11 protein-coding genes are annotated in these 14,929 nt (G+C 65.0%); 7 read left to right on the plus strand and 4 right to left on the minus strand.

Going from position 1 to position 14,929, the window contains the following annotated elements; translation table 11 throughout:
• Window positions 1-64: 64 nt before the first annotated feature.
• Window positions 65-2,806: a LuxR family transcriptional regulator gene (locus A5724_RS10720; protein WP_232004782.1), complete on the minus strand. Its 2,742-nt coding sequence runs from the start codon at window positions 2,804-2,806 to the stop codon at window positions 65-67.
• Between the two features lie 1,355 nt (window positions 2,807-4,161).
• On the opposite strand from A5724_RS10720, the gene A5724_RS10730 reads away from it, so the two are divergent.
• Both A5724_RS10730 and A5724_RS10735 read left to right on the plus strand, forming a co-directional pair.
• A complete protein-coding gene (locus A5724_RS10730; RefSeq protein ID WP_067800582.1) occupies window positions 4,162-4,914 on the plus strand; it encodes an enoyl-CoA hydratase in 753 nt (250 codons plus the stop codon).
• A 59-nt stretch (window positions 4,915-4,973) separates the two neighbouring features.
• Window positions 4,974-5,231 carry a hypothetical protein gene (locus A5724_RS10735; protein ID WP_067800587.1) on the plus strand — a complete coding sequence of 86 codons (258 nt, stop codon included), beginning with the start codon at window positions 4,974-4,976 and terminating at the stop codon, window positions 5,229-5,231.
• Here A5724_RS10735 and A5724_RS10740 read toward each other — a convergent pair.
• The 3 genes from A5724_RS10740 to pdhA all read right to left on the minus strand — a co-directional run bounded on the left by A5724_RS10740 (window position 5,228) and on the right by pdhA (window position 8,634).
• Window positions 5,228-6,406, minus strand: a complete 1,179-nt coding sequence (locus tag A5724_RS10740; RefSeq protein WP_067800588.1) for a dihydrolipoamide acetyltransferase family protein — start codon at window positions 6,404-6,406, stop codon at window positions 5,228-5,230. The genes A5724_RS10735 and A5724_RS10740 overlap by 4 nt on opposite strands.
• A gap of 73 nt (window positions 6,407-6,479) precedes the next feature.
• The gene (locus tag A5724_RS10745; RefSeq protein ID WP_067800590.1) at window positions 6,480-7,541 is read right to left on the minus strand and encodes an alpha-ketoacid dehydrogenase subunit beta; all 1,062 of its coding nucleotides are present in this window, start codon (window positions 7,539-7,541) and stop codon (window positions 6,480-6,482) included.
• A gap of 1 nt (window position 7,542) precedes the next feature.
• Entirely contained in the window at window positions 7,543-8,634 is a 1,092-nt protein-coding gene (gene pdhA, locus A5724_RS10750) for a pyruvate dehydrogenase (acetyl-transferring) E1 component subunit alpha (RefSeq protein WP_067800592.1), read from the minus strand.
• A gap of 486 nt (window positions 8,635-9,120) precedes the next feature.
• Here pdhA and fucP point away from each other — a divergent pair, with 486 nt between their 5' ends.
• The 5 genes from fucP (at window position 9,121) to glgC (ending at window position 14,929) form a co-directional block, all read left to right on the plus strand.
• Window positions 9,121-10,446, plus strand: a complete 1,326-nt coding sequence (fucP, locus tag A5724_RS10755; protein ID WP_067800593.1) for an L-fucose:H+ symporter permease — start codon at window positions 9,121-9,123, stop codon at window positions 10,444-10,446.
• Window positions 10,443-11,717, plus strand: coding sequence for an ABC transporter substrate-binding protein (locus tag A5724_RS10760; protein ID WP_067800596.1), 1,275 nt, complete (start codon window positions 10,443-10,445; stop codon window positions 11,715-11,717). Before fucP ends, A5724_RS10760 begins: the two co-directional genes overlap by 4 nt.
• A gap of 36 nt (window positions 11,718-11,753) precedes the next feature.
• The gene (locus tag A5724_RS10765; RefSeq protein WP_067800601.1) at window positions 11,754-12,065 is read left to right on the plus strand and encodes a putative quinol monooxygenase; all 312 of its coding nucleotides are present in this window, start codon (window positions 11,754-11,756) and stop codon (window positions 12,063-12,065) included.
• 95 nt (window positions 12,066-12,160) lie between these two features.
• The gene (locus A5724_RS10770) at window positions 12,161-13,651 is read left to right on the plus strand and encodes a mannitol dehydrogenase family protein (protein WP_067800606.1); all 1,491 of its coding nucleotides are present in this window, start codon (window positions 12,161-12,163) and stop codon (window positions 13,649-13,651) included.
• A gap of 39 nt (window positions 13,652-13,690) precedes the next feature.
• A complete protein-coding gene (gene glgC, locus A5724_RS10775; protein WP_067800609.1) occupies window positions 13,691-14,929 on the plus strand; it encodes a glucose-1-phosphate adenylyltransferase in 1,239 nt (412 codons plus the stop codon).

Here is a 14,929-nt window from a genome sequence, read left to right on the forward strand (position 1 = left end):
GGACTGCCGTTCTAGTGCAGGCCATTCTAGGCCTGCACTAGTCACCTGCTGGATCTGCTGACGGTTAGTCAGCGCCGCGCATGAGCTGTCTCAATTGGGCGCGGGAAGTGACGCCGAGCTTGGCGAACGCATTGTGCAGGTGGGTTTTCACCGTATGGGCGGACAGGTGCAGTCGCTGTGCCACCTCTCGGTTGGTCGCCCCTTCGGCGATGAGATTGACGACCGTGAGTTCAGAATCGGTGAGGCTGTCCCAGCCTGTTTTCGCTCGCGGCTGTGTGACGATGCGCCGGTCCACGCCCAATTTACGCAGCCTCCGGCCCACCCGACGGGCATCGGCGACTGCCCCGCACTCGGTGTAGGTGTCGAACGCCGCATTGAGCTGGTCAAGCGCCTCAGCGTCGCGCTGCGCAAGACTCAACTCCCGCCCCGCGTCCTCGGCAGCACTCGCATAGAGGAGTGGCCGCGAAGACGCGCGGAGCACTTCCGCGGCAGCCAGCAATGCTGGCGCGTCACGCTCGAGAATCCCGCGGGCATATCCGGCCACCGTCGCCAACAGCGGCGCCGGTGGCTGCTCACGCTCCAGCACCTCGCTGGCTTGCAAGACGCGTGCGCGCAAACCGGCATCACCGGCGGCCGAGGCCACCCGGGCGCCCAAGATCAGCCGAACCAATGCATGGGGAAAAAGGGGGGTTCCCAATAGGTTGATGTCGCCAAGCCAGCGTGCTGCTTCATGAATGTCATTGCGGTACCACGCCGCTCGCGTCAGCACATACGCGGATGCTCGACGTTGGCCAGGTGAACCGATGGAGTGGGCATCGCGCGCGTCATTGGCCGTCTGCTGCAGCAAGTTTCGGTCATCGGTGTGCGCCGCGACCTCGGCGAGGGTCAGCATACGATGTACATCCTGTTCGGTCGCGCCGGTCGGCTGTGGGGGCGGCAGCGACTCAGCGGCTTCTCGAGCAGCCGACAGCCGGCCGGCGGCGAGGTGGACCCACCCGCTGTAGACGGTCCAGGTAGCGAGGGCCAACGAGTTGCGTTCCCGGCGGGCTTGCCCGATGCCTTCGGCAACCCTCGCGGTCGCGTCCTCCAATCGGCCGACGACAGCCAGCAGGTCTGCGTGGAACATTCCGGCATAGGCATGCGCCAACGCCGTCTCGTTGGTGTACGCGAGTTGGCGAAGCTGTTCGAGGCGGCCTATTGCGCGGATCGCGTATCCCTCACCGGAATCGAGCAAAGCGTGGGTGGCCCCGGCGACGATGGTGGCTTCGAGATCACCGGTGGCTGCCGCAGCGGCGGTGGCTTCGTCGGCTGCGGTGCGCCATTGCCCACTTCTGTCTTCCAACACCAGGTTGTAGGCCAGCCACGCTAGATGCCGCGCCCGAGTGACTTCGCTGATGCCGCTCAATTGCAGCGCTCGACGGCTCTGCGCTACCCGCCACTGGGTGGTGTGCTTGGTATGCGTCTGAAGGCGGAGGCGGATCTCGGCCTCGGCTTCAGGCAAGGCCGCCTGCCCGAGTGCCACGGCTCCAAGCTCTTGCGCTTCGCCATAGCGACTGGCCCGATTGAGCCACTCCACGGTTTCGGCGACGAGTGACCCGTAATCCCCATGGTCGGCGGGCATCAGTTGCAGTGCGCGCTTTGTCAGGTCCGCAGCTCCACCGGCATCACTGTGCCCCAACGATTGGGCGGCTTGGCGCAACGCATTCACCGCTTCTATATCTCCGGGCTCTGCGCTACGAGCCAGCTGGGTAGCCACCTCAGCGGGGGCCGCGCCCATCCCCAACATCACCGAGGCCGACTGGCGTTCCATCGCACGGCGCAGCGATTGCGGCAACGACTGCCGGGTAGCCTCACGCAACAGGTCATGCCGAAACCTCAAATGGTCACCGTCTTCGATGAGCAGACCCGCACGCACCGCCTCCTCCAGCGCCGACAGCAACGTCACCGGCTGACGGTCGAGCATCGCCGCCAACAGCCCGGCCGAGAACCGGTCCGGCAGCACCGCGGCCACCCGCACGACCTCTGACGCCTGAGCGGAAAGCAGATCCAGCCGCTGATGCATGGTGGCACCCAAACGCCGCGGCAACTGGTCTCCCGTGACCATCGCCCGGCCGTCAGACAGATTGAGCCGGCCCTCCTCGCCTAGCCCCCCGACGAGTTCGCTGACCAGAAACGGGTTTCCATGCGCCTTGGCGGCCATATTCAGCAGCGACGCATCGGCTTTCGCGCGCACGGCGTCGCTGACCATGTCTGCGACCGCATCCGGCGTCATGGCCTCCAATCGCAAGAATGTGGCATTCGCGCGTTGCAGCACCGACAACGTCTCCTGCACGGCAGGCCCACCGGCCCCGGTGCGGGCGGTCAACACCCACAACACCGGCGCGTCCGAGCGCACTCTGGCGAGCGACCGCAAAAACATCAGGGTTCCGTTATCTGCCCAGTGAATGTCCTCCAACACAATCACCAGAGGCGTTTGCACAGCCGCCGCACGAATCGCGTCCGCTAGGTCGTGCACCACCCAATAGCGCAGATCCTCAGAGCCGCCCAACTTGCGCAAAGCCTCTGCGTCACCGACAGGAGGATCGGCGTTGAGCGTCGCCATGAACAGTGCGAAAAACGGCACCGTCTGCTGGTACTCAAACGCCTCACCGAACAGCGCCCGAACACCGGCTTTCCCAGCAAGCGCCAACACCTCGGTCAACAACCGGCTCTTTCCGATGCCAGGCGGGCCGTCGATGACCAGTACACCACCGCGCCCCTGAGCCACCGCCGCAATCAGCGCACCGATCGCCTCGAGCTCATGCACCCGCCCACGAATCGGCGGAATGCGAACCTTTCCTGATGCCCTGGCGACGCTCACTCCGACCGCCGCCCACCAGTGTGTATCCAGCGGGCGGACGGCTTCCAAGTGGTGTTTTCCACGATTTAATTGCCACCGCTAAGGCTGGCAATCAGTCTAGGCGCGCTCCCATCCCCGCGTCCTGCTGTTGTTGCGCATGGCAAGAATCCAGTGGCACGCCAACCACAGGTCGCGGGTTTTTCCCTGCGAGCCCGCGCCAGGTGCGTCTGAACATCTGTGATCGATTCGGCCGCGTCGAGAGACTACTTCGACCAGCGCTGCAATTTCGACTGCGCAGCAGACGTTCTCATGTCAGGCTGTGAACGCCGCGCATGCTTGACAGCAGCGCGCGCCCTGTCGGTTGGCGAATCCCGGTGAATCGCACTGCTTTTGGCGTGTACCGCCCAGTGGGCAATGTGCAGATGCTGCGGTGGCAGCCTGCTGTCCGCTGCGTTCGGAAATGTCCGCTTTCTGTCTCACCGCCGCGCGGCAGCGGCTGGCCAGCTCGTACCGTCCCCTGGCGTAGGCGATCAGGGCGGCCAGGAGCGAGGATCCTGCACAGATGGCCGCGGCCACGCCGAAATGGGTCAGTTGACAATCGATCAACATCAGGGCCGCGTAGTCTCCGGCCAGCACAGCCACAACGAGGAGGACGACGCGTAGCCGGGTCATGGCGTCCGTCCGCTGGACCCGATCGGGCGCACAGTGAACACGCTGGGCAGGTATTGGGTGAGACGTCCGCAGGTGCTGCACACCGGGCGGGTCCCCGATTGTGACGCCGTCTCACGCTTGTCGCCCACGTAAGTGGCAATCGCCCCCTGCAAAGCTGTCAGGCAGGGTTGGCAGAGGATCTCGATGAGGTCGCCGGTTGGGCTCAACCCCGGCTGTTCGCATCCGTCGATGGCGTGTATCTCGGCGACGGCTACCGCCGGTGCGCCACATGTAGTTCCGGTCGACACCCGCTGGGCGCTGCAGACGGGCTTGAGCGTGTTGAGTTGATCATCGATCGTCGGGACGGTGTCCGTCGCGGAGTCCGCTTTTCGATGGATTGGACGCCAGCCAGTTGCGGCAGCTTCCCGCATTCGATGCAGTAGCCACGGTGTTCTCGCCGCGCCGGACACCGCAGGCGATCGTCGACATTGACGGTGCTTCATCTGGTTTCTCCACTTGCGATGATGGCGTTGCACGGGCGGTCGGCGCAGCCAGTGCTTACCGATCTGACCATCTGCTGAGCAGCCTCTACCGACGTGGGATGAATGGTCATCACCCCACGACCCGATTCACCCGGGTGACCGACCTGACCCGGTCACTAGGCTGAGGCCGTGTCCGATCCAGTTCTGGTCCAAGTCGACAACCACGTAGCCCTCGTCACCGTCAACGACCCCGAGCGCCGCAACGCCGTCACCGCGGAGATCTCGGCCGCCCTGCGTGCAGCGGTTGACGCCGCCGAGGCCAACCCCGATGTGCACGCGCTGATCGTCACGGGCGCGGGTAAGGCGTTCTGCGCCGGCGCGGACCTCACCGCGCTCGGCGCGGCCACCGAGGACGGCCTACGTACGATCTACGACGGTTTTCTCGCGGTGGCCAACTGCGCATTGCCGACCATCGCCGCGGTCAACGGTGCGGCGGTCGGCGCCGGATTGAACCTGGCCCTGGCCGCTGACGTCCGAATCGCTGGTCCCGCAGCACTTTTCGACCCACGCTTCCAGAAGCTTGGCATTCACCCCGGCGGGGGCGCCACCTGGATGCTGCAGCGCGCCGTCGGCCCGCAGGTAGCCCGCGCCTCCCTGCTGTTCGGGATGCGGTTCGACGCCGAAGCCGCGGTGCGCTACGGGCTTGCACTGCAGATCGCCGACGATCCTGTGGCGGCCGCGCGTGAACTCGCCGCCGGACCTGCCGCCGCGCCCCGCGACGTGGTCCTGGCCACCAAGGCGTCGATGCGCGCGACCGCCAATCCGGGCGTCGTCGACACCGATCAACATCGCATCGCGGTGGACACCGAACTGGGACCGCAAGCCACTTCGATCACCTCGCCCGAATTCGCCGAGAGGTTGGCCGCCGCGCAGCGAAAATGACCCCATCGTCAAAAGAGGCGCATACGCTGCAGTAGTCGGGGTCAGCAAAGGAGCGCGAGATGAAAAAGCTGGCAGCAGCGGTGTGCGCCGCCATGGGGATGGCCGTGGTGCCGGTGGTGATGGCGCCAGTCGCCGACGCGGACGTGTGCGCGGCCGGGGGCGGACGCCACTTCTCCGTCGGGGGTTGCACCAATATCGCGGGTGACGCGGCGGCGGTGGCCATCGCTTCGCAGCACGTCCCGTACGTGCCCGGCGAGATCCCGTGCTACACCGCAGAAGGCGTGCCGTACTACACACCTCCTGGCCAACCCTGCTAGAGGTCGAGCAGCGCGAGTTCGGGCGTCTCGATGAGGTCGCGCAGTTCGGTGAGGAAGGCGGCGACCTGGGCGCCGTCGGCGATACGGTGGTCGAACGCACATGTCAGTGACATCGTCGGCCGAGCCACCACGTCGCCGTCCACCACCACCGGGCGCGGCTTCAGCGATCCCATTCCCAGGATCGCGGCCTCCGGGTAGTTGATCACCGGCACGCCGTCGTCCAACCCCAGTGCGCCGAAATTCGACACGGTGAACGTCGAGCCTTGTAACTGCGACGGTTTCAGCGTGCCCGCCCGTGCGTCGCGGATGAGTTGTGCCACCACGGTCACGAACTCGCGCGTCGTCTTCGCATGCGCGTCGGTGATGACGGGCACCAGCAGCCCGCGCGGCGCGGCCACCCCGAACCCCAGATGCACCGCCGAATGCAGGTGGATCTGCGGGCCGTCGGTGGTCTCCAGCCATGTCGCGTTCAGGTGGGGGTGACGGCGCAGCGCGATGGTCAGCAGCCGCAGAATCAGCACGAACGGGGTGACCGGTGATTCGTCGTCCACCGCGTCGCGGAACCGGTCACGCATTTCGAGCAGGCTGGTGCAGTCCACCTGGACGCCGGCATGTGCATCGGGGATCTGCTTGCGGGACAGTGTCATCCGATGCGCCATCTCGGCCTGCACCCCGCGCACCGCGAGCATCTCCGGAGTCGGCGCCGACCGACCCGCCGCGGCCAGCACGTCCTCGCGCGTGATCACGCCGCCGGGGCCGGTGCCCGCAACAGCGGACAAGTCGACGTTCAGTTCGACGGCCAGCTTGCGCACCGGCGGCTTGGCCCGCGGCCGCTCACCGACCGATCTCCTTCTGCTGGAGTCCATCTCGTCGTCGGCGCCGTAGCCGACCAGGACCGGTTTGCGCGCAGTGCCGTTCGTCGACTCGGCCTCCGATGTCGCGATGCGCACCAGAACCGACCCGACGGTCAACGTGTCCCCTTCGGCGCCACCGAGTTCGGTGATCCGGCCCGCGAACGGGCTGGGAATCTCGACTTCGGCCTTGTTCGTCTCGACCGTGCACAACGTCTGGTTAAGTTCCACCTCGTCGCCCACCGCGACACTCCACCCGGTGATCGTCGCGTCTTCGAGGCCCTCGCCCAAATCAGGTACGAGAAACTCCTTGACCGCACTCATGCCTTGACTCCTCCTCGTCCCCTGCCCTGCGGGCGTGGGCCGACCGGTCCTCGCTCGTCGTCGCCTTCGGGACTCACGGCTGCCCCATCGCACGTTCGACGCAGTCCAGTAACCGGTCGGGGCCCGGCAGCCACAGCTTCTCCAGCCGCGCCGGCGGGTAAGGCGTGTCGAACCCGGTGGCACGCAACACCGGCGCCTCGAGGTCGTAGAACAACTCCTCCTGGATGCGGGCGGCCAACTCGGCGCCGAAGCCCAGCGTGCGGGGACCCTCATGCATCACCACCGCGCGACCGGTCTTACGCACCGAGGCGGCCACGGTGTCGAAGTCCAACGGGTTCAGCGTCCGCAGGTCGACCACCTCCAGGCTCCAGCCCTGTTGGTCGGCGATGTCGGCCGCGCTGAGCGCGGTGGCGACCAGCGACCCGTACGTCACCACGGTGACATCCGCACCGTCCCGTCGCACCGCGGCCTTACCGAACGGCACCGGAGGCGCGTCGGTGTCGACGGCCTCGCGGGTCCAGTAGCGCCGCTTCGGCTCCAGATAGATGACCGGATCCCGGCTGGCAATCGATTGCCGCAGTAGCCAATACGCGTCCGACGGCGTCGACGGCACCACGACCTTGAGGCCGGCGGTGTGGAGCCAGTAGCTCTCAGTGGACTCCGAGTGATGCTCCACCGCGCCGATGCCGCCGAACGACGGGATGCGGATGGTCACCGGCATATCGACATCACCGTGCGTGCGCATGCGGTACTTCGCCAGGTGGCTGACCATCTGGTCGAAGGCGGGCGCAGCGAAGCCGTCGAACTGGATTTCCGGAACCGGCACCAGGCCGCGGATCGCCAACCCGATGGCGATGCCGACGATGCCTGACTCGGCCAGCGGGGTGTCGAAACACCGCCGCTCCCCAAAGGTTTCGGTCAACCCCTCGGTGACTCGGAAGACGCCGCCCAACGTGGCGACGTCCTCGCCGAACACCAGCACCCGGTCGTCGGCCGCCATCGCATCGTGCAGGGCGCGGTTGATCGCCTGCGCCATGGTCAGCGTCGGCACGGTCGGCACGGACGTGAGCAGCGGTCCCCGCGGTTCCGGTACGTCGTCGCCGCGCATCGGGGGTCGTTCGATGATCTGTGTCACGTCAGGCCTCCTTCGCCAACTCGGCCAGCAGTTGCTGCCGCTGGCGTACCAGATCCGGGGTGATGTCGTGGTAGACCGTGTCGAACATCTCGCCGACGTCGAAGTCCTCAGCGCCGACGATGGATTCGCGTAGTTCGGTTCGCAGTCGCTTCGACTTGGCGTCGACGCGTGCCTCCAGTCGATCGGTCCACACGCCGACGGTCTGTAAGTAGGTGCGGTAGCGAGCGATCGGGTCCAGCGCCGCCCAGTGGTCGACCTCCTGCTGCGACCGGTATCGCGTCGGATCGTCGGAGGTGGTGTGCGGGCCCATCCGGTAGGTGACGGCTTCGATCAGCGTTGGCCCGCCGCCGTCGCGGGCACGCTGTGCCGCCTCGGCGACCACGGCGTAGCACGCCAACACGTCGTTGCCGTCGACGCGGACGCCGGGCATGCCATACCCGATCGCTCTGTGCGCGATCGACGGCCCAGCCATCTGATGGGCCACCGGCACCGAGATGGCCCACTGGTTGTTCTGGATGAAGAAGACACACGGCACACCGAACACGGCGGCGAAGTTCAGCGCCTCGTGCGCGTCGCCCTCGCTGGTGGCGCCGTCGCCGAGGAATGCGAGCGTGACCGAATCCTCGCCCAACCGCTGGGCGCCCATCGCCGCGCCAACCGCGTGCAGGCCGTGGGTGCCGATCGGGATGGCGATCGGGGCGACACACTTGTCGGTGAAGCCGAGTCCGCCGTGCCATTTGCCCCGCCACACGGCACCCATCTGAGCCGGCGTGATGCCGCGCAGCAGGAAGGCGCCGATCTCGCGGTACTGCGGAAACAGCCAGTCGGTCTTGCGCAGGCAGGCCGCTGCACCGATTTGCGCGGCTTCCTGACCGCGGCACGACGCGAACAACGCCAGTTCGCCCTGCCGTTGCAGGTTGACGAATTCGCTGTCGAGGTCGCGCGTGACAACCATCAGCTCGTAGAGCCAGCTCAGCGTTTCCGGTGGGAGATCGCGGCTGTAACGATCCTCGGCTGTCGGTGTCCCATCGGGGTCCACCAGCCGGATCGGGGAGAGATCGACGCTCTCCGCATCCGCAGACACTTCGGCCATACCGCCTCCTTCAGGTCCCAGTCGCGGCATGTTTCGCCGTTAGACCGTGCGGTGCTCAGCGCGGAGGCGTTCAGAGCAAAATCCCTGGTAAGGGGCTATCCCACTAGCTACCGGGGTGTGGAGCTAGCCGGACGATGCGCTCTGCTCGCCGCAGCACTGGGGCAACCTCCATTATGCCGTTGCCGTTGAGTGTGTGTTTTCTAACACGCTTATGCGGCGTCCCGTTGCAGGGACCTTGGCCTGCTCTGCAACTGCGCGGCATCAGTGCAGACGTGCCGCTGTCCGCGGCGCTGACCGTCGCACCGCGCGCGCCGCGCTGGCCGGACGGGCCACTGCGCGGGCGGCGAATCGGCTCACGGGAACTGAACGGTCGGGATGCTCCTGCTCCCGGAACCATTCCCCCAAGAGCACGACCTGAGTAGCGTGATTTAGATCACAGGTCTGGGGGGATCTGAACGGCTCTCGATGACGAGGGGGACGCCGAATATGACGACCACTGAGCACGCCGATCAACCCGCCGAATTGCCGACCACCAAGGCGAAACCAGCCTTGGTCTACCCGAAGATGTGGGTGCTGTTCGGCGTCCTCATCTGCTGTTTTACTGCGTGGGGGGTGGCGGCGGACCTCACCACTCCAATGGTGGCGGGCTTCAAGCGCATCTTCGATATGAGCACGTTCCAGGCCTCGCTGGTTCAGCTGGCGTACTTCGGGGCGTACTTCTTGCTAGCAATTCCGGCCGCGTTCATCAATCAGCGGTTCGGATACAAGGCAGGTCTTCTGACAGGCCTTCTGCTTGCCGCGATGGGCGCGTTTGCGTTCTATCCGGCGAGCAAGCTCATGACGTACGAAGCCTTCCTGGTCGCGTTGTTCGCCATAGCCGCGGGCTGCTCGATACTTGAGACTTCTGCCAACCCTTACGTCCTTTCGCTGGGGCCGGAAAAAACCGCGACACGGCGGCTCAACTTCGCGCAAGCCTTCAACCCTGTGGGCACAAACATCGGTGTCCTGCTGGCCGCCACCCTGATCCTGCCCAAGTTGGACGAGCCGGTGAATATGGCGAATCTGTCGCCTGCGGAGGTACGGACGATCCGCGCGGGTGAACTCGGCGCGGTGATGGGCCCCTATCTCGGTCTTGGATTTGTATTGATTGCCATAGCGTTTGTTTTTGCGTTCCAGAAGTCCCCGAAAATCGTCGAAGAATACCCGTCGGGCGACCTGGAAGGAAAATCACCATTGAAGATTCTGGTGTCGAATAAGCGCTATGTGTTCGGCGTAATAGCGCAATTCTTCAACGTCGCGGCCCAGGTCTGCACATGGACATACCTCATCCAGTACTCACAACAGGCGCTGGGTGGATCGCTGCAGTTGGGCGGATTCCTGCTACAGGTGAGCCTGATCGTGTTCCTTATCTCGCGATTCATCATGACCTGGGTGATCGGGCGGATTCGCGCGACGGCTGTTCTCTCAGTTCTCGGGGCGCTCGCGGTATTACTCTGCATTTTTGCGATGTTCTCTCCCAACGTGGCCGGCGTTGTGGCTCTCGTCGCAGTGTCCTTCTGCTTATCGCTCATGTTTCCGACGATCTACGGGGTGGCTCTCAAGGGACTGGGACCCGCGACAAAATTCGGCGCCGCGGGCCTGGTGATGGCAATCGTGGGTGGGGCGATCATGCCTTTGGTCCAGGGCCGACTGCTCGACGCGACGAGTCCCGCGATCTCGTTCGTGGTACCTGCTTTCTGCTTCGCAGTCGTGACTAGCTTTGCTCTCTTCGATCTGAAGGCGGAACCGAACCCGGTTGGAGAACGCGCATGAAACGCTACTGGATCCTTGCGCTGGCATTGGTCGTCGCGGCATGCGGCGGTGGCGGACAAGCGGCCAACTTCAAAGATGCAACTGACCGACTTGAGGTTGTCTCGTGGTGGGTGTCGCCGTCCGAGCATCCGGCTTTCGAGGTATTGCTGAACGCCTTCAGGTCAGCCAATCCGAAAGTGAATGTGATCGATGGTGCAATCGCCGGTGGTGGTGGGAGCAATGTGCAGGTCGCGCTCGCCGCACGCCTGCGGGCTGGTGATCCGCCCGATGTGTGGCAGACATTCCTGGGCAGTTCGCTTCGCGCTTGGGTCGACGCCGGCCGGATCGCAGACGTGTCCGCCGTGTACGAACGCACGGGCCTGGACCACACCATGCCAGCGACATTGCTCGACGCGGCCACTTATCGTGTCAAGGCCTGGGGCGTGCCCACCGGGTCACACCGCGGCAATAACCTTTGGTTCAACCTGCGCGTGCTGCATGACGCCGGCATCGCTGTTCCGGCCGCCGGCTACACCTCGGAGAATTTCGCCAGTGACCTGGCCAAAGTAGCGGCAGCCGGACGAACACCGTTGTGCTTGGGCGGTAAAGATCGCTTCACTGCCACAGAGCTTTTCGAGAACACTCTGCTCGGCGTCATCGGCCGCGATGGCTGGGCCAAGATTCGTGACGACTCATTCGACTGGACGGGTCCGCAGCTCAAAGACGCGCTGACCCGATTCGGCGACGTCGTGTCCCGCGCCGATCCAAGTGCCGGTGCCCTGACGTGGGATCAAGCGGCGAAGAAGTTGGCGTCCGGCGATTGCGCTTTCCTGTCGATGAACGATTCCGTTTATGGGGAGCTCGTTGCGAACGGCGCCGCCGAAGGCAAGGACTTCGGATACGTGCCCTATCCCGGGACTGCGGGCGCCTATCTGGCGATTGTGGATACCTTCGTCGTGTCGGCTCAGGCCAAAGACGGGCTAAATGCCATCAAGTTCCTCGAGACGATCGCTGATCCCAAGACGTCGCTCGCTTTCAACAAGGTGAAGGGCTCCGTGCCGATACGAAACGACGTCGATGTGTCCTCGCTACCCGCCTATCAGCGTCAGGCGTCCGAGGCGTTGTGGCACGACAAAATTCTGTTATCGATGACGCACGGCGAGCTTATGCCATCCGCCTTCCAGCAGGCGCTCTACGACGCGGTGGCGGCATTCGTGCAAAGTAAGAATTCGAAGTCGTTCATCGACACGCTGCAAAATTCCATCGCCGTCCCGATTCCGGGGGGGCGATGACGTCCCTTTACGGTCCGCCAGCGGAAGGAATGGCTCATGAGCCACCAGGTTAGTCAGGACAAACCGCTGTTCCTGGTTGTCACCATCAAGCCTCGGCTCGACCGGCTCAACGAAGCTGAGGCGCAGCTGCAGTCGATGCGGCAAAACACCCTCAAGGAGCCGGGCTGCGTGTTCATGCACCTCGTCCAGCCCCAGGACGATCGGGACACGTGGGTGATGCTCGAGATGTTCCGTTCGCGCGCCGCATGGGACGAGCACATGCGCCAGCCCTACAACACCGAGGGCAACAAGATTCTCGAAGGTCTCCTGCGCGAGCCGTCCGACCTCCGCCTGCTTGACGAGAAATAGGAAACCGCGAAGCGAACGACCGCGTTTCCGAAGCGACGATCTGGAGCCGGTGACGGGACTCGGACCCGTAGTCGGCTTGTTAAGGAGAGTCCAGCATGACCGAACTCAACGCCAGTACGCTCTCGCAGTTGCCTCCCAAGGTGACGGGGCCGCCCTACGATCGCAGCCGGCTCAAGCGCGGCATCGCGCATTTCGGCGTTGGCAATTTCCATCGCGCGCATCAAGCGTTCTACATCGACCGCTGTCTCGCCCTGCCTGGCCAGGAGGACTGGGGCATCGTCGGCATCGGCCTGGGCGGCGGCGAGCGGGGCCGGCAGAAGGCCGCGCAGTTCCTTGCCCAGGACTGCCTGTACTCGCTCACCATCGCGCCGCCAAAAAGCGAACCGGACGTGCGCGTGATCGGTGCGCTGGTCGACTACCTACTCGGGCCAGATCAGCCGGATGAAGTGCTCGCCCTGTTGACCAGCCCAGACTTGCGCATCGTTTCGCTGACCATCACCGAGGGCGGCTATCACGTCGATCCGCAGTCGGATGCTTTCGTCACCGAGCACCCGGACGTGGCCCACGACCTCGCCGGCAATGGCGCGCCACACACGGTCTTCGGCTTCGTCACCGAAGCCTTGGCGCGGCGACGCGCGGCCGGCATCAAGCCGTTCACGGTCGTGTCGTGCGACAACCTGCGACACAACGGCGAAGTGGCGCGGGCCGCCTTCGTCGGCTTTGCCAGCGCGCGTGACGCACAACTCGGCGCCTGGATCGATGCCAGCGTCGCCTTTCCCAACTCGCTGGTTGACCGCATCACGCCGTCGGTGTCTGCGGAAGACGCCACGCGTCTCAACGCGGCCAGCGGACTGCACGACCGAATCCCGCTAGTGGCCGAGGACTTCACCCAATGGGTAATCGAGGACCGCTTCACCGACGGTCGCCCCACGCTCGAAAAAGTGGGCGTGCAACTCAGCGATGAAGTGAAGCTGTGGGAGCAGGTGAAGGTGCGCGTGCTCAACGCCGGCCACCTCACCCTGGCTTACCCGGCCCTGCTGCTCGGCTACCACGAGGTGGCCGAGGCGATGCGCGACCCGCAGGTGCCGGTGCTGCTAGAACGCTTCCTCGACAAGATCGTGCTGCCGCTGCTCGAGGAGCCGCGGGACGTGAACCTCGTGGACTACAAGAACACCGTGCTCGAACGCTTCTCCAACGAGGCGATGCACGACCAGCTGACGCGCATCGCCTCGGACAGCGCGTCCAAGGTGCCCGTGTATTTCACCAGCACGCTCAGGGAGATGCTTGCGGCCGGCATCGACCACCGCATCCCCGCCTTTACCCTTGCCGCCTGGAGCCGCGTGCTACAGGGCCAGGACGACAGCGGCAATGCCTTCGAGACAACCGAGCCGCGCCTCGACGATGAAGCGCGTCGGCACCTGGTATCGGGCGATCCGTCCGAAGCGCTGCGGATCGAGCCGCTGCTAGCGAGCGGTGTCGTGGAGCACGCGGACTTCGTCGCCAGCTTCGAGGGCTATCGCACGGCTCTGGCCGAGCACGGCGCAAGAGCGACGCTGCAGGAGATTCTGGACTCCACGGCAAGCTGACAGCGCCAATTGAAGCGTCGAAACAGAAGGAGACGTCAAATGGCCGATCCGAAGGTGCTCGGCATCGTGCTCGCAGGTGGTGAGGGCAAGCGCCTCTTACCATTGACCCTTGACCGGGCTAAGCCAGCCGTTCCGTTCGGCGGGCTGTATCGGTTGATCGATTTCGCGTTGTCGAACCTGGTCAACGCCGGGGTGCTGCGGATCGCGGTGCTCACGCAGTACAAGAGCCACAGCCTGGACCGCCACATCACCACGACCTGGCGGATGAGCAGCCTGCTCGCCAACTACGTGACACCGGTGCCCGCCCAGCAGCGCCTTGGCCCGCAGTGGTACACCGGCTCCGCCGATGCGATCTACCAGTCACTGAACCTGATCAACGACGAGAAGCCGGATCTGGTCATCGTGTTCGGCGCCGACCACGTCTACCGCATGGACCCGAGGCAGATGATTGCGCAGCACCTCGACAGTGGCGCGGGCGCCACGGTGGCCGGCATTCCGGTGCCACGGAAGGAGGCCAGCGCCTTCGGGGTGATCAAGACCGCCTCCGACGGGCTCGGGGTCGAGGCGTTCCTGGAGAAACCGCCCGACCCGCCGGGGCTGCCAGGTCGGCCCGACGAGACGTTCGCATCGATGGGGAACTACCTGTTCTCGGCCGACGCGCTGGTCGAGGCGCTGCGCAAGGACGCCGCCGACGAGTCCAGCAAGCACGACATGGGCGGCAACATCATGCCGATGATGGTGGACCGGGGCATGGCACAGGTTTACGACTTTCAGCGCAACGAGGTACCCGGTGCGGACCCCGCCGACGCCGGCTACTGGCGGGACGTTGGAACGTTGGACTCCTACTACGACGCGCACATGGACCTGTGCGCTGTCGTGCCGTTATTCAACCTGTACAACAGCGAGTGGCCGATTCTCACCCACATCCCGCCGCACCCACCGGCGAAGTTCGTGCACGAGGACGGCGAGCGGGTCGGCCATGCGGTCAACAGCGTGGTCGCCAACGGCGTCATCGTCTCTGGGGCGCTGGTCCGCGAGTCAGTACTGTCTCCCGGCGCGCGGATAGAGGACTACGCCATCGTGGAACGCTCAGTGATCATGGACAACACCGTTGTCGCTGCCAACGCCGTGGTACGGAACGCAATCATCGACAAGGACGTGGTGGTACCCGAGGGGGCGCAGGTGGGGGTGGACAAAGATCACGATCGGGCGCGCGGATTCGTCGTCTCAGACGGCGGTGTGACTGTCGTCGGCAAGGGCCAGGAGGTGACCAAGTGA

The organism is Mycobacterium sp. ACS1612, assembly GCF_001667505.1.
GTDB lineage: Bacteria > Actinomycetota > Actinomycetes > Mycobacteriales > Mycobacteriaceae > Mycobacterium.